Source organism: Bradyrhizobium sp. B124 (assembly GCF_038967635.1).
GTDB lineage: Bacteria > Pseudomonadota > Alphaproteobacteria > Rhizobiales > Xanthobacteraceae > Bradyrhizobium.
Genome location: NZ_CP152413.1, coordinates 3,309,787 through 3,324,203, shown reverse-complemented (window position 1 = coordinate 3,324,203; position 14,417 = coordinate 3,309,787). Strand labels below are relative to the sequence as shown.

At 64.0% G+C, this 14,417-nt stretch carries 14 protein-coding genes; 5 read left to right on the top strand and 9 right to left on the bottom strand.

The genetic code is table 11. From position 1 onward, the window contains the following. Positions 1 to 9: 9 nt before the first annotated feature. Positions 10 to 1,023 (bottom strand): NAD(P)-dependent alcohol dehydrogenase, encoded by a 1,014-nt coding sequence (locus tag AAFG13_RS15980; protein WP_342712598.1) that lies wholly within the window; start codon positions 1,021 to 1,023, stop codon positions 10 to 12. 212 nt (positions 1,024 to 1,235) lie between these two features. Here AAFG13_RS15980 and AAFG13_RS15975 point away from each other — a divergent pair, with 212 nt between their 5' ends. Beyond that, positions 1,236 to 2,096, top strand: a complete 861-nt coding sequence (locus tag AAFG13_RS15975) for a DUF2066 domain-containing protein (protein ID WP_342712597.1) — start codon at positions 1,236 to 1,238, stop codon at positions 2,094 to 2,096. A gap of 38 nt (positions 2,097 to 2,134) precedes the next feature. Here the strand turns inward: AAFG13_RS15975 and AAFG13_RS15970 are convergent, their stop codons facing one another. The 8 genes from AAFG13_RS15970 to AAFG13_RS15935 form a co-directional block, all read right to left on the bottom strand. Then, on the bottom strand, positions 2,135 to 3,088 hold the full coding sequence (locus AAFG13_RS15970; RefSeq protein WP_342713344.1) for a helix-turn-helix domain-containing protein: 954 nt from the start codon (positions 3,086 to 3,088) through the stop codon (positions 2,135 to 2,137). 226 nt (positions 3,089 to 3,314) lie between these two features. Then, on the bottom strand, positions 3,315 to 3,596 hold the full coding sequence (locus AAFG13_RS15965) for a hypothetical protein (protein WP_050401090.1): 282 nt from the start codon (positions 3,594 to 3,596) through the stop codon (positions 3,315 to 3,317). Between the two features lie 147 nt (positions 3,597 to 3,743). Beyond that, a complete protein-coding gene (locus AAFG13_RS15960; protein WP_342712596.1) occupies positions 3,744 to 4,256 on the bottom strand; it encodes a MarR family transcriptional regulator in 513 nt (170 codons plus the stop codon). Positions 4,257 to 4,333: 77 nt separating this feature from the next. Continuing rightward, positions 4,334 to 5,647, bottom strand: coding sequence for an MFS transporter (locus AAFG13_RS15955; RefSeq protein WP_342712595.1), 1,314 nt, complete (start codon positions 5,645 to 5,647; stop codon positions 4,334 to 4,336). Positions 5,648 to 5,685: 38 nt separating this feature from the next. Next, positions 5,686 to 6,009: a non-heme iron oxygenase ferredoxin subunit gene (locus AAFG13_RS15950; protein ID WP_342712594.1), complete on the bottom strand. Its 324-nt coding sequence runs from the start codon at positions 6,007 to 6,009 to the stop codon at positions 5,686 to 5,688. A gap of 8 nt (positions 6,010 to 6,017) precedes the next feature. Beyond that, positions 6,018 to 6,533, bottom strand: a complete 516-nt coding sequence (locus tag AAFG13_RS15945) for an aromatic-ring-hydroxylating dioxygenase subunit beta (protein ID WP_342712593.1) — start codon at positions 6,531 to 6,533, stop codon at positions 6,018 to 6,020. Further along, positions 6,533 to 7,906 carry an aromatic ring-hydroxylating dioxygenase subunit alpha gene (locus AAFG13_RS15940; protein ID WP_342712592.1) on the bottom strand — a complete coding sequence of 458 codons (1,374 nt, stop codon included), beginning with the start codon at positions 7,904 to 7,906 and terminating at the stop codon, positions 6,533 to 6,535. Before AAFG13_RS15940 ends, AAFG13_RS15945 begins: the two co-directional genes overlap by 1 nt. Before the next feature lie 214 nt (positions 7,907 to 8,120). Beyond that, on the bottom strand, positions 8,121 to 9,017 hold the full coding sequence (locus AAFG13_RS15935; RefSeq protein WP_342712591.1) for a LysR family transcriptional regulator: 897 nt from the start codon (positions 9,015 to 9,017) through the stop codon (positions 8,121 to 8,123). 109 nt (positions 9,018 to 9,126) lie between these two features. Here AAFG13_RS15935 and AAFG13_RS15930 point away from each other — a divergent pair, with 109 nt between their 5' ends. Genes AAFG13_RS15930 through AAFG13_RS15915 form a run of 4 tightly spaced genes read left to right on the top strand, consistent with a single transcriptional unit; the run spans position 9,127 to position 14,195 of the window. Next, a complete protein-coding gene (locus AAFG13_RS15930; RefSeq protein WP_342712590.1) occupies positions 9,127 to 10,746 on the top strand; it encodes an FAD-dependent monooxygenase in 1,620 nt (539 codons plus the stop codon). A gap of 11 nt (positions 10,747 to 10,757) precedes the next feature. Next, a complete protein-coding gene (locus tag AAFG13_RS15925) occupies positions 10,758 to 11,549 on the top strand; it encodes an alpha/beta hydrolase (RefSeq protein WP_342712589.1) in 792 nt (263 codons plus the stop codon). A gap of 18 nt (positions 11,550 to 11,567) precedes the next feature. Continuing rightward, positions 11,568 to 12,986: an MFS transporter gene (locus AAFG13_RS15920; protein ID WP_342712588.1), complete on the top strand. Its 1,419-nt coding sequence runs from the start codon at positions 11,568 to 11,570 to the stop codon at positions 12,984 to 12,986. An 18-nt stretch (positions 12,987 to 13,004) separates the two neighbouring features. Then, positions 13,005 to 14,195: a Xaa-Pro peptidase family protein gene (locus AAFG13_RS15915; protein WP_342712587.1), complete on the top strand. Its 1,191-nt coding sequence runs from the start codon at positions 13,005 to 13,007 to the stop codon at positions 14,193 to 14,195. The last annotated feature ends 222 nt before the right edge of the window (positions 14,196 to 14,417 follow it).

Below are 14,417 nucleotides of genomic sequence, written 5' to 3'. Positions count from 1 at the left end.
GCAAGCATGCTAGCCGATCGCGATCGCGATCTTGCCGAAATGCGCGCCGCTCGCCATGTGGGCGAACGCGTCCTTGACCTGGTCGAACGCGAACACCTTGTCGATCACGGGCTTGACGCCGTGCATGCTGATGCCGTCGCACAGCGACTGCAGATCCTCGATCGAGCCGACGGTGACGCCCTGCAGCCGCTGCTGCTGCATCACCATCAGCGGCAGCCGGGTGTCGGACGAGGCGGGACCGGCGAGCACGCCGATGAAGGCGATGGTGCCGCCGATCTTCGTCGCGCGGATCGACTCGTTCAGCGTGCCGACGCCGCCGACCTCGACAACGAGATCGACACCGCGCCCGGTCAGCTCGCGCGCCTTCTTGCCCCAGTCGGGTGTGGTCTTGTAGTTGAGCGTCACATCGGCGCCGAGCTGCTTCAGCCGCACGATCTTGGCATCGCTGGAAGAGGTTGCAATGACGCGGGCGCCGCACATCTTGGCGAATTGCAGCGCGAACAGCGAGACGCCGCCGGTGCCCTGGGTCAGCACCGTCTGCCCCGGCTTGATATCGCCGAGCTTGACCACCGCGCTCCACGCCGTGAGGCCGGCGCAGGGGAGTGCCGCGGCCTCGATGTCGCTGAGATGGTCCGGCGTGCGCACCAGCGCGTGCGCCGGGAACACGCGGTATTCGGTCAGCACGCCGTCGACGCTGCCGCCAAGCGCCGCGCGCATCCGCGCCTCGCTGGGCTCGCCGCCAAGCCAGCTTTCGAAGAAGCTGCCGATCACGCGATCGCCGGGTGCGAAACTCCTGACGCCGGCGCCGACCGCCTCGACGACACCGGCGCCGTCGGAGACCGGCACCAGCGGAAATTTCTGGCGCGAGCCATAGCCGCCCTTGACCGTGAGCAGGTCGCGATAGTTCAGCGTCGCCGCCTTCAGCCGTACCAGGACCTCGCCGGGGCCGGCCTGCGGAACCGGCTTGTCGACCAGCGCAAGCGCGTCGACGCCGCCGGGGCCTTGCAACTCATAGCATTTCACGGGACGTCTCCTGCTGGCTGTTCTCGTCGATCTTCTTGTCTTGGGCGGCGCACCCGGCGCCGCCGCGCCTCCACCGAGCATATGTCAGGCCTGCCGCGCATGGCCATAGCGTGCAGTGCGGCCGATGGAATGGTGCCCAAGTCCGAACATGTTGGCGCTGCCGAAAAATGCCGCCAATGTGCCGTTGATGACGTGACCGAGCGGAGGTGACCATGGCTGCCTTGCTTGAGACGAAACCCAATTCGATCGCCGCGTTCGCGCGCGGAGTGATCTTGCTTGCCGCTGCATTGATCTGTTGCAGCGCTGCGATGGCGGCGGATGACAACCTCTACCGCGCGCAGACCGTCGTCACCGGCCAGGGCGAGCCGAACCGCATCATCGGCTTCGGTGCATGCCTGGAAGACGTCCTGATCAAGGTCTCCGGCCAGCCGATGCTGGCAAGCGACCGCAGGCTGGCCGCATACAAACCGAAGGCCAGGGAGTTCGTCAGCAGTTTCGACTATCACGACCAGTATGCCGGCAAGCCGCATCATGACGAGCAGGGCACCCGCGACCGGCCTTACGACCTGACGGTGGCTTTCGACGAGAACAAGATCGACGGCATCCTCGTCAAGCTCGGCCTCAAGCCGTGGCGATCGCAGCGGCCGGCGCTCGGCGTCTTCGTCGAGATGCTGCACGGCCCGAAGGACTATATCGTCACATCGGACGGGACGCAGTCCGATTTGCAGCGCGATGCACTCGCGGCTGCGGCCGGCAAGCGCGGCATGCGCTTCGTGCTGCCCGAGACGGCCGCTCTGACGAGCGCCAATGTCGCGGCTGCCGGCCTCCTGAAGACGCCGCCCGCGCAGTTGAGTGCGATCGTGGCGCCGCGGGGCGGCGAGGCCATTCTGGTCGGACAGCTGGTCTGGGACGACAAGGATCTCGGCTGGGCCACGCAATGGCGGATGGCGTGGCGCGGCAGGGACTACACATGGCGGTTTCGCGGCGTCACCTTCGATGAGGCCTTCCGGCGCGGCATCGGCGGCGCCGCGCAGGTGCTGTCCGGCAATGGCGATCCGGGACGATCGAAATGAGCTTGCGCCTGAATGTGCGTGATCACCGCCGGATCGTTCTAACCGGCGTAGCCGAGCGTCTGCGACGGGTACTCCCCGAACATCGCGCGATAGTATTGCGAGAAGCGCCCGAGCTCGATGAAGCCCTGTTCGATCGCAACCTTGGAAACGGTGGTCTGCTCCGGCGTGCTTTCGCGCAGGATCGAACGGATCATGCAGAGCCGCTTGTAGCGCAGGAACGTCACCGGGCCGACGCCGAACACCTCGTGGAAGGCGCGGTGCAGGCTGCGTCGCGACAGCCGAAGCTCGGTGCAGATTTCCGAGACATGGACCGGGCGGGCGCCCGCGGCGTGCAGATAGTCCTCGACGTGGCGTACCAGCTTCATCGCTGACGGCAGGTAGCTGGTTCCGTCTGGCGGCAGCGACGTGATGGCCGTCGGCCTGACGCAATCGATGATCGCGCGCTTCCAGAACTCGGACGATGCCTCCGACAGCGCGTCCGGATGTCGGGCGAGATGCGAGACGATCTGCGGCAGCCTGATCGCCCCGGCCATGCCGAGCGTGGGGTCGGCGCGAAAGTGGTTCTTTGCTTGCCATGTTTCGGCATCGGCGAGCCGCGGCTCATCGCCGAAGATGTCGGGCAGATCGGCCATGTCGAAGCGAATGGCGGCATAGGACGAGGCCTTGTGAAAGACGCCGTCATGCTCGACCGACGGAGGGATCACCAGCACGTCGGCCGGCTGCATGTCGAAAGCCCAATGCGTGACGCGGTCCGTGGCGTTCAGCAGCATTCCGATGATCAGCTTGTCGTCGGCCGAGGTGCGCTGGGTGCGGACCCCGACATTGAATGCGCCGATGCTGAGCGAGAAATCGCCGATCCCGACATGGGACAATGTCCCGCGCAGCTTGCCGCGCTCAAGCTGCATGACTTCGACATGCGAGCCTTTGACGGCGTCGTGGAGTCCCTCGAAGCCGTCAAGCTCGCCGGTGCTGACCGTCAGATGCTGGCCCATATCCACGCGTCCCACGGCGGAATCGTGGACGGGATTTTTGCCGGTTTTGCCCGGGAAGGCAACGCGGACGACGGCACGGGATCGATGGGTCGGGACGCCGTTTTGTCAGGACTGCGCGCCTTGGGGACGAGACTGGCACAAACTGCATATCGCCCCCGCTGCATGGCGGGCAATCGTTTGATCTCAAAGCAGAATGCGCGGGTCGTCAGCGGCTCTGCGCCGGTGGCTAGGCCGCCATCAGGTGCTCAAGCGCAACAGCCTGCTCGCGGGTCTGGAAGGCGATCGCGGTATGCGTGAAGCCCGACGAGGCTTGGGTCTGCGCGATGTGATTGAGGACCTCGGTGCCCTTGACCACGTGAAGGTCCATTCCAGGGCCGGCGGGGAAGATGCCGAGGACGACATCGTAGGCGTCGACGATGGCCTTCAAGGCACCGCCCTTGTCTTCCGAAGCATCGATAAAGATACGAACATCCGCGGCGATACTACGAAGTTCGTCAAAGTCGATCACTGGAAGTCTCCTATACGCAACTCACTGATCGACTTTAGCTACAACTTGCTTACTGAAACCTAAATTGAGCCCGGTTCCTTCGTGCACTCACCGCACCGTGACTCGGATTTCGATCTGCGCGATCGCCGCCGTCCCGGCCTGCCGCCTTCAGGCGCCGGTTGGCGATCTCCGCTTCGCAATGCGCTTGACCGGCGCATGGGCCGGCGCGGCATGTTCGGACGGATCGGCCATGTGAGGAATGCGGTGCTCGATGTGATCAACGACGCGGAAGAAAGTATCGAGCGTCCTGGCGTCGAGGCCGGCCGTGAGGTTGCTGTGCCGGCGCAGGATTTCATCGAGGCTGCGGTCAAGCAGCGCCACGCCCTGCGCCGTCAGGCGGATCTCGCTCCGGTTCCGGGCGCTGCCCCGGACCGGGGTCAGCTCGATCAGCCCCTTTTTCTTCAGCGACGTCGTCTCGCGGCTGACGACGGCCTTGTCCAGTTGCGCGTTGGTCCAGATGTCGTAGGCGCTGGCGGGCTCGTGCTCCCTGAGAAAGGACAGCACCCGCCATTCCGCGAGCGAGACGCCGTAGGCCTGCGGGAAGAACGCGTTGGCGTTGGCGCGTAGCTTCGCGACCAGGCTCGACAGCACTGTCGGCACGTAGCGTTCGAAATCGATCACCAGTTCCGAACGTGCGTCCTCCTGCGGGGCGCGGCGCGCGTCAGCGACTTTGGTACGACTTGTGGCAATCCGGCTTTTCATTCTTTCACGAGTTGTGTGCGCGCGATCAAGACCAGGACCGCCGCGACGAGGAGAACGCCCGATACCACGAGGAAGCCGGTGGTGAAGCTGCCGGAGGCATCCTTGGCGCGTCCGATCACGATCGGGATCGTCGCACCTCCGATGCTGCCGATGGTACTGACCAGACCGATCGCTCCCGGCGCGCTCTGCCGCGACATGTAGGACTGCGGAATGGTCCAGAACACGGCCTGCGTACCATAGACGCCGACATTGGCAACCATGAATCCGATGATGATCCAGACCGGCGATGTGGAAAAGGCAGCGATGGCGAAGCCTGCGGCCGCGATCACGAAGGTCGTCGCGGCATAGTAGAAGCGCTCACCGACATGATCGGAGTGCCGCGACAGGGCAATCATGCCGATCAGGCCGGCGATCGGCGGGATCGCGGTGACGAAGCCGACCTGCGAATTCGGCAGGCCGAACGACTTGATGATCTGCGGCAGCCAGGGGAACAGCGAAGCCAGCCCGCAGAACAGGCCGAAATTGCACAGGCCGAACAGCAGCACCATCGGCTTGGTGATGGTCCTGAGCACGCCCTCGGCATGCACCACCCCGGTCGCCTTGGCGTCGCGCTCCAGTGCACCGGTCAGCCAGTTGCGCTGCGCCGTCGACAGCCAGCTCGCTTGCTGCGGGCGGTCGGTCAGATAGAAGATGCCGACGATGCCCAGGATGATGGGCGGCACGCCTTCGAGGATGAACAGCCATTTCCAGCCCGAAATGCCGAACGTTCCGTTCAGTTCGAGGATGGCGCCGGAGATCAGCGAGGCGAAGATGTAGGAGATCGGCACCGCATAATTGAACATCGCGTTGTAGCGGGCGCGGTAGCTGAACGGAAACCAGAGGCTCAGCAGCAGCATGACGCCGGGAAACAGGCCGGACTCGGCAAAGCCGAGGAAGCCGCGGAATGCATAGAGGCTGAGCGGGCCCTGCGTGAAGGCCATCAGCACCGTGGCGATGCCCCACAGGATTGCGATCCGCGTCAGCGTAATGCGTGCGCCGTACTTGCTGAGGATGAGATTGCTCGGGATCTCGAAGATCGAATAGGTGAAGTACATGATCCCGACCGCGATGCCGAACATCTCGGCATTGAGCCCGAGCTCCTTGTTCATCTGCAGCGCGGCAAAGGAGATGTTGCCACGGTCGAGAATGGCGAGAAAGTACATCGCCATCACGAACCACATCAGGCGCAGCGCGACCTTGCGGATCGTGCTGCGCTCGATCTCCGGATCGGCGGTCGCACTCGCCGCCTTGTCCATCACGACTTCGGTCATCCCGGCTTCCCCCGATTCTTGATTATTTGACGGTCGCGCTATGCGGGCAGGCAGACTTCCAGCCGGTCGCCCGCCACGCGCACCGGATAGGTCTGGATGTCGATTTCGACCGGACTGGTCAGCGCCTCGCCGGTCCTGATGTCGAAGCGGCCCATATGCAGCGGGCATTCGATTTCGCAACCGTCCAGCATGCCGTCGGACAAGAGTGCTTCCGCATGGGTGCAGATATTGCTGGTGGCGTAGTACTCATTGCCGACGCGATAGAGCGCGATGTGATGGCCGGCGATTTCGACGCCGTGGGGTTCGCCCTCGTTCAACGTGCCGAGCGCGGCAGCTTCGTGCCAGCTTCCTTCGTCCGTCATGTCCCCTCTCAGATGCTGTAGAAATCGAGCACGGTCGGGACGCGGTCGTTGACCAGCGTGATGACCTTGCGCGCGATCTTCCACGTGTCGCCGTCACGTCGCAGCGTGTGCTGATAGCGCCCGTGGCGCAGATGTTCCTTGGCTATGCGCGGGTCGTAGACGTGCACCGAGAACACCGACTGACAGATGATCTCGTCAGGTCCGCTCTCGGACGCTTCCAGGTTCGAGATCTGGTGCACAGTGCGCGGCAACGGCAACGCGGTGATCGATTTGCGCGACTCGATGCGTGCGATCCGCTCTTCCAGTCCGCGCCGGGCGTCGTGGTAAAGCAGCGAGACCTGCGTATCGGGATCACTGGTGGTGGTGTATTCGTCGAGCCATCCCGGCACCCAGTAGACGGCGTCCTCGCTGTACATCGCGACCCAATCGGTCCATTCGCCGGTGTCGAGCAGGCGGGCCTCGCGGAAGATGACAGCGGCGGCGACCGCCTGAGCGTCGGCTTGTTCGATTGCGCTGCCAGCCATCACGCCGTCTCCCCCGCGGCGTGCTGCAACAGCCTGCGCCATTCACGATAGCCGGGGTGGAAATTCGTCTCGCCGCCGAAGCTGGTGGGGCCGAACGACCATTCGGACGCCGTTATGCCGAGCTCGCGCGTGTGCGCGCTTTCGCCGTGGCCGACGTCTGCAACGCCGCGCAGATAGCCTTGCGTGGGCGCGGCCGACGTCGCGTCGTAGCCGGTCTGGCAGAATTCATACATCACGTTGTCGTCGGAGCTCGCGAGCCCGGATGCGTTGAAGAAGTCTTCGTAGTTGCGAATCCGAAGCGTGCGCGCCGCAGCGCTTTCGCCGACCGGAGCCAGACAGTGCGACACCATCTCGGTCTTGTCCGGCGCCAGCGGCCGCCAGGTTCGTACCTGCGCCGACAGGATGTCGATCACCTGCAGGTTCGGAAAAATCGTGAGGTTGCGTTGCCGAAGCATCCACTTGGCGCGGGTGCTGCCGACGCGCTGCCGCACGGCATCGAGACGCGCCGGATCCATGCCGAGCGGACGGCCATAGAGTTGCGTCCGCTTGATCGACCAGTTGACGGCATGGCCATAGTCGAAGCTGAAGCTGCCTTGTCCTTCCTGTTCGCCTTCCGGCTCCGCCGTGAATCCGGCGTCCGGTCCGGCGGTGGCGTTGCGCTTCTTCAGGATATCGACGTAGGAGCTGTGGGTGGTCGCGAAATGATAATAGTCGAGACCATTCTCGAACTGCAGTTTCCAGTTTGCATCGAACGTGTAGGTGCTGGCGCCCGGCACGAACTCGACTTCACCGCTGTCGCTCTGATCGATGATGAGGTCGAGGAAGGCGCGGGTGTCGCCGAGAAAATCTTCCAGTTGTGGAACGTCGGCAGAGAGGCTTGCGAACAGGAATCCGCGATACGAGCCGAGCCGGGCGACCGGGAGCAGGTCGTGATTCTGGTTCGAGAAGGACGGCGGATACTGCCCGCTCGCTTCCTCGGTCACCGAGATGTTGCGGCCGCTCGAGTCGTAGGCCCAGCCATGATAGCGGCAGACATGGAATTTCTGCCGGCCCTGTTTGAAGGGGCAGACGACCGTGCCGCGATGCCGGCAGGTGTTGAGGAAGGCGCCGACCTTGCCCTCGGCGCTCCGCATCACCAGAATCGGATGCCGGCCGATATGGGTGGTGACGAAGTCGTTGGGCCGGGCGATCTGGGATTCCAAGCCGATGAAATTCCACGTGGCCTCGAAAATATGCCTGAGTTCGGCATCGAACACGTCGGGATCGCTGAAGATCCGGCGATCGACCTGGAAGATGCGTTCGCTGGGGCGGTCGTCAATCAGCCGGGAAATCTCCCGCAGCCGTGCCGCGTGGTTCTGCGAAGCAGCGTTCATCACGTCCTCCCTTCGGCTTGCCGCCGGCTGCAAGGCGCGTTCCACGGCGGGAACAGCCGGCTTGATCGCCAATCTTGGAACGACTCTATAGTTGTCATGACAACTATGGTCAAGGCGATTGGTGAACCCGGAGCGGACGCGGTGAGGCCGGGCCGCCTGGAACGGGCGGCGGGATGCCGCGAATGGAGCCCGCGCGTGCAGCGCGGAATCATGCTCAGCTCTTGCGCGCCGGTGCGGTCAGGATAATTCCGTCATCGATCAAAGCGCGGCAGATCTTCTTCAACGTTGCAATCGCTTCACGCGTTGCCCGGCTGACCGGCCGTCCACGCGGCAATGCCAGGACGCGGTCGGCGCGCATCCACGGCAACAGCGCTGCCGCTAGCGTACCGGCAGCGACTTCCTGGTGAATGCCGGAGAACGGCAGCAATGCATAGCCGAGGCCTGCGGCCACCATGCGCTTCATCGGGGTGCTGTTGTCGACCCGAACCGCGCAGAGCGTTGTCGACGGAAACGGGTTGCGGCTGAGCGGGCCCACAGCGGACGGCAGGGCATCGAACTCCTTGCGGGTCAGTCTACCGCGCTTCAGCAGCGGATCGCGCGATGGCCCGATCAGGAACACCTGTTCGACCATGAGCAGTTCATAGTCGAGGTGATCGTTGGGAGGCGGCGTCGTCACGATCGCCAGATCGAGCTCACCGCGCAGCAGGCGTTCGGATGCGTTTTCGGTCAGGACCTCATTCAATTCGAGCCGTACGCGTGGAAATTGCTTCACGAATATCTGGGCGAGCGCCGGGTAGAGGATATCGCCGAGGCTTGGCGGCGCGCCGATCCGCACCGTACCGCTGGGCTCGCGATTTTCCGTGCGCACCTCGGCCTTGATGTCGTCGATCATGCCGAGCAGCCAGCGTCCGCGCGCGAGCAGCACCTTGCCGGATTCCGTAACCGAGACTCCGCGCGCGCCGCGTTCGAGCAGGGCGCCGCCCAATTCGTCTTCGAGCTCCTTGACGTGGCGGCTGAGCGCCGACTGGGCGACGTTCAGCGTGCTCGCTGCGGCGGCAAAGCCGCCACGCTCGGCGACTGCAACGAAATAGCGGATCTGCCGCAGGTCCATGACGGGCGCTCCATCTCAATTCGAGATGGATACCATATCAAACATATTCTTGTGAGATACCAAAAAGAGAGCAGTCTCTCCCCAACGATCAAACCGAGGAGAGACGAGGATGGGCATCGCCACCGATGAGGCACGCCAGACGTCCGTATTCATCGCCGGCGGCGGGCCGGTCGGGCTTGCGATGTCGCTGCTGCTCGATCGCTTCGGCATCGACTGCGTCGTGGTCGAGAAGAGCCCGACGACAACGGATCATCCCAAGTCGCGCGGCTGCTGGGTCCGCACCATGGAGATCTTCCGGCAGTGGGGGATCGAGCAGGCGATCCGCGATCGCGGCCTGCAGGACAATTCCGACATGTTCGTGTTCCTCGACAGCATCGCGGGTCACGAGTTCGGCCGCACCCGTCCCGAGCCCAATGTCGGACATACCCCCGCCTGGAAGAGCCTGGTCGCCCAGGATGCGGTCGAGGAAGAAATTCTGCGCGTGGTCGAGAAGTCCAAGCACGCCACGGTCCTGTTCAACACGGCCTGTGAATCGTTCGAGGAGACCAACAGCGGCGTCAACGTCACGACACGTTGCGAAAAGACCGGCGAGGTGACGCAGTGGACGGCGACCTACCTGATCGCCGCCGATGGCGCGGGCAGCCAGACGCGGCGCAGCGCGGGGATCGAGATGGTCGGGCCGTCCACGCTGGCGGTGATGTCGAACGAGTATTGGCGGGCCGATCTGTCGCGGTTGCCGATCGCGCGTGAGGCCGCGGGCTTCATCATCGTCCCGGACAGGCCCGATCTGCCGCGTGCCGGCATCCTGAACACCAACGGCCGGGATCGCTGGCTCACCGTGACGCAGATCGGCCTGACCAAGGACGATCGCGAGCGGCCGTGGACCGACCAGGAGTTCATCGAGATCGCGCGAGGCCATGTCGGCATTCCCGACCTCGACGTCACGCTTTTGAATCGTTCGATCTGGCGCGTCAGCATGCAGGTGGCCGAGACCTTTCGAAAGGGCCGAGTGTTTCTGGTCGGCGACTGCGCGCACCGCTTTCCGCCGACCGGTGGCTTCGGCCTGAACTCCGGCGTTCAGGACGCGCATAATCTCGCCTGGAAGCTCGCCTTCGTGTTGAAGGGACTCGCGGACGAAAAGCTGCTCGACAGCTATTCCAGCGAACGCCGCCCGATCGCGCAATCCAATGCCAATTTCAGCTACGGCAATCGGCTGCGATTTGGGCTGACCGACGACGCCGTGCGATCGCGCAATCCGGACCGGATCAGGTTCTGGATCAACGATATGGACAATCATCTGCACAGCATCGGGCAGAACCTCGGACACAATTACGAGGAGGGCGCTGTCATTCCCGATGGCACCGTCGCGAAGGCGTTGAACTCCCGCTACTACACGCCGTCCGACCGTCCCGGCGCGCGCTTTCCGCATATGTGGCTCGAGCCTTCGCGCAAGAAATCGACGCTCGACTGGTTCGACAAGGCATTCACCGTCGTCACCGGGCCGCTCGGCAGCGAGTGGCTCGAGGCGGGGAAGCAGGTGTCGGAGAAGACCGGCCTGCCGCTCTCGCTGAAACAGCTGCCGTCGGCTGACCCGGCAGACGGCTTCCAGCTCGGCATGCGCGGCGCCGTGCTGGTGCGCCCTGACGGACACGTGGCGTGGCGGATGCCGTGGGTGCCGTCGGATCCGGCGAAGGAACTGGCTGGCGCGCTTTCGACGTTGCTGCACTGACGGAGGCTCCCATGCAATCGTTCGAATCTGGCGACGTCGTCACGGCGTTCGAGAAAACCGGATGCGGCGAACCGATCGTACTGTTGCACGGCGGCGAGGCCGATCACTCGATGTTCGACGGCCTTGCGCCGGCGCTGGCGGCGCATCTTACGGTGATCGCCTATGACCAGCGCGATTCCGGCGCCACCAGGAATCCTGCGTCGTCCTATTCGCTGGCCGATCTGGCTGATGATGCCGCGGCCTTGATCAGGGGGCTCGGCTACGATCGTGCCCATGTCTTCGGGACCTCGCTGGGCGGCCAGATCGCGCAAGTGCTGGCAGCCCGCCATCCTGGCCGCATCGACCGTCTGATCCTGAGCAGCACCTGGAAGGTCAACAGGAGCCCGCTGGAGGTGAATGCGGATGTCTTCCGCACACTCGCGTCGTACCGCGCGGACACCGCAGCCAACGCGCCGAAGATCGCGGAGTTCTTCTTCCCGCCGGGCTATCTGCGCGCGCGGCCCGAGTTGATCGACATCTTCCGTGGCTCCAACCGCGACGACGGCCAGAAGGCACGACGCGGCGCCTTGCTCGCGCAGCCCGTCGCCGCCGATCTGACGGGCTTTGATCGTCCGACCTTGCTGCTCGCCGGTGCTGACGACCGGCTGATCCCGAACGCGGAGACATTTGCGCTCGCCCGCGACCTTGCGCACGTCGAGACCAGGACCATTGCGGATGTCGGACATGTCGCGTCGATCCAGGCCCCTGAGCGGGTCGCAGAAGCGGTGACGGCATTCCTGAATTCGAAAAAGAAGGCGGCTTGACAACAACAGGGGGAGACTATGGCTGAGCAAGCGAACGCTGTGCCGTTCGACGAAGCGCCGGTGACGACGCGCTATTGGCTATCGATCATCATCTTCGCCATCTCCGGCGTGGTGGATTTCTTCGATTTCTTTGTGGTCGGATTTCTGGTCTCGGTGCTGGCGCCGAAATGGCACCTGACGTTCGGCCAGACCTCGATCATGCTGATGAGCGCCGGCATCGGGGCGATGCTGGGGGCGTTCGCCGCAGGGGTCCTCGCCGACCGATTCGGGCGCAAGCCGCTGGCGGTTGCCGGCGTTCTGCTGTGCGGCCTGACCTCCGGCGCAATCGCGTTCATTCCGGAAGACGGCTGGATTGCGTTTGCGATCCTGCGCTTTTTCGTCGGCTTCGGCCTTGCCGCGGGCGCGGCGGCGGCGGTTCCTGCCATCGTCGAATTTGCACCGACCCGCCACCGCACCTTGGTCACGAGCCTCGTGGTCGTTCCGGTCGCCTTCGGCGTGCTGTCGGCGTCGGTGACGGCGAGCTTCCTGTTGCCGCTGGTCGGCTGGCGCGGCCTGGCGGCGGTCGGCTTTCTGCCGATCATCCTCGCGGTTCTGACCATGATCATCATGCCGGAATCGCCACGCTGGCTGATCAGCAAGGGTCGCGTGCGCGAGGCGCAGGCGGCCATCCGAAAGCTCTACCGGGTCGACGGCGAGTCATTTGTTCTGCCTACGCTGCCGCCGGCGAACCCGGCGACATTCGCCGATCTCTTTGCAGAGCAGCGGCGCTTCTGGTTGACGGTCCTGGTTTGGTTCGGCGCCAGCACAGCGAATTACGGCGTCTTCTTGTGGGGACCGACGATTGTGGCGCTGCTGCTTGGCGTCGCGCCCCAGGATGCGGCGAAGATGTTCATCTATGTCAGCCTCGCCGGCGTTGTTGGCCGAACCGGCTTTGCCTTTCTCGCCAATCGGATCGGCCGCAAGCCGTGTGGCCAGTTGATGGGCTATGGCACCGCGGTCTCGCTGGCGCTGGCGGCCTATTTTCATGCCGACTTTGCCGGCTCGGTCCCGTTGTTTCTGATCTTCCTGATCGTCGGCGCCGTGTTCTTCGACGGTGGATTCTCGAACATCGGGCCCTATCCCGCAGAGATCTTTCCGGTCCAGCTTTCGGGGCGCGCGGTCGGCCTAGCTCAACTCTCAAACGGGGTCGGCAAGATCGTAGGTCCCCTGTGTCTCGCACTGATCGCCGGCGCTGACAATGTCGTGCATCCCAGCGCGACCGCGTCAGCGGTGATGCCGGCGTTTTGCTTTCTTGCCGGCGCGGGCCTCCTGATTGGACTTGCCTTTACGTTCCTCGGCGTCGAGCCGCACGGACGCCCGGTGGCTCTGTTTGGTGAAAACGCGGGCTCGAGCGCCGCACCGACGCCGCTGGCCGCAAAAGCGGCTGCGGGACAGTGAAAGACGGAAGGTTTTACCATGGACAATGCGCACGACACGATCGCAACGGCGGCGCCGTTCGATACTGCAAAACTCGATCGGCTGATGGATGAGGCGGGGCTCGACATCCTGGTCGTTACTTCGCGTCACAACGTGCAGTACCTGCTCGGTGGATATCGTTTCTTCTTCTTCGACGTCATGGAGGCGATCGGCACCAGCCGCTATCTGCCGGTCTTCGTCTATCAGAAAGGGCACCCTGAAAATTCCATCTACATCGGCAACCGCATGGAGAAGTTCGAGCATGAGCTCGGACGAATATCGGCGCCGATTGTCAAAGCGGGTGCATGGGGGACGATCGATGCGATCGGCTTCGCCATTGATCATGTGAGAAAGCTCGGGGGCGCCGCCAAGCGCGTCGGCATCGAAGCCGGCTTCCTGCCGGCCGACGCCAGGGATCATCTGCTTGCCGGTCTTGGCCACGTCGAGGTCCGCGAGGCCCATTTCACGCTGGAACGGCTTCGCGCCGTCAAGTCTCCGGTCGAACTGGATCTCATCAGGGAAGCTTCCGAACGGGTCGTCGATGCGATGATGGCGACGTTCAAGGGCTGTGCACCGGGCATGACCAAGAACGACGTCGTCGCCCGTCTGCGCCGTGAGGAGCAGGAACGTGATCTCGTGTTCGAATATTGCTTGATCGCCGCGGGCAAGAGCCATAACCGCGCGCCGTCGAACCAGCGCCTTGCGGAGGGCGACGTGATCTCGATCGATTCCGGCGGAAACTACCGGGGCTATATCGGCGACCTCAGCCGCATGGGTATTCTGGGTGAGCCCGACAGCGAGCTGCGCGAGTTGCTGCAACAGGTCGAGGAAATCCAGCAAGTGGCCCGGCGCGCAATCCGGCCGGGCGCCTTGGGTGGCGACATCATTGCGGCGGGCGAGGCGGCCGTCAAAGCCTCGTCGCATCGCGCTGTGCTCGACTTCACCGCGCACGGCATCGGGCTTGTCAGTCACGAAGCGCCGCGCCTCACCGCGACCGGCCCGGTGCCTTACGCGCCGTATGACGCCGACCGGCCGCTCGAATGCGGGATGGTGATCTCGATCGAAACCGCGCTGCTGCATCCGGTGCGCGGTTACATCAAGCTCGAGGACACGCTGCTCGTCTCCGAGGTGGGCTGGGAAGCGCCCGGTGACCACGGCAGGGGGTGGAATTCGTCGCATCTCATGGCGTGAAGCGGTCAACGCCAGGGCGGCATTTTTGGCTGGGTCACTGATTCAGCTGCGGTGCTGGAGTCGCTCGTCGATTGATTTCGGAATACTAGAAATATATCCCTGAATTGCCCGACGTGTCAAGTTGCCCGGCCGCCGCCGGCTACTTTGCATGGGGTTGTTTTCGATATTTTGGTAGTGCCCCCTGCGACGGCCCGGATGACTTCATATGCGCTCGGCCGGGCG

Coding starts and splice junctions, on each gene's coding strand:
- AAFG13_RS15975 (WP_342712597.1), top strand. CDS start 1,236: ATGGCTGCCTTGCTTGAGACGAAACCCAATTCGATCGCCGCGTTCGCG.
- AAFG13_RS15970 (WP_342713344.1), bottom strand. CDS start 3,088: ATGGGCCAGCATCTGACGGTCAGCACCGGCGAGCTTGACGGCTTCGAG.
- AAFG13_RS15955 (WP_342712595.1), bottom strand. CDS start 5,647: ATGACCGAAGTCGTGATGGACAAGGCGGCGAGTGCGACCGCCGATCCG.
- AAFG13_RS15950 (WP_342712594.1), bottom strand. CDS start 6,009: ATGACGGACGAAGGAAGCTGGCACGAAGCTGCCGCGCTCGGCACGTTG.
- AAFG13_RS15945 (WP_342712593.1), bottom strand. CDS start 6,533: ATGGCTGGCAGCGCAATCGAACAAGCCGACGCTCAGGCGGTCGCCGCC.
- AAFG13_RS15940 (WP_342712592.1), bottom strand. CDS start 7,906: ATGAACGCTGCTTCGCAGAACCACGCGGCACGGCTGCGGGAGATTTCC.
- AAFG13_RS15935 (WP_342712591.1), bottom strand. CDS start 9,017: ATGGACCTGCGGCAGATCCGCTATTTCGTTGCAGTCGCCGAGCGTGGC.
- AAFG13_RS15930 (WP_342712590.1), top strand. CDS start 9,127: ATGGGCATCGCCACCGATGAGGCACGCCAGACGTCCGTATTCATCGCC.
- AAFG13_RS15925 (WP_342712589.1), top strand. CDS start 10,758: ATGCAATCGTTCGAATCTGGCGACGTCGTCACGGCGTTCGAGAAAACC.
- AAFG13_RS15920 (WP_342712588.1), top strand. CDS start 11,568: ATGGCTGAGCAAGCGAACGCTGTGCCGTTCGACGAAGCGCCGGTGACG.
- AAFG13_RS15915 (WP_342712587.1), top strand. CDS start 13,005: ATGGACAATGCGCACGACACGATCGCAACGGCGGCGCCGTTCGATACT.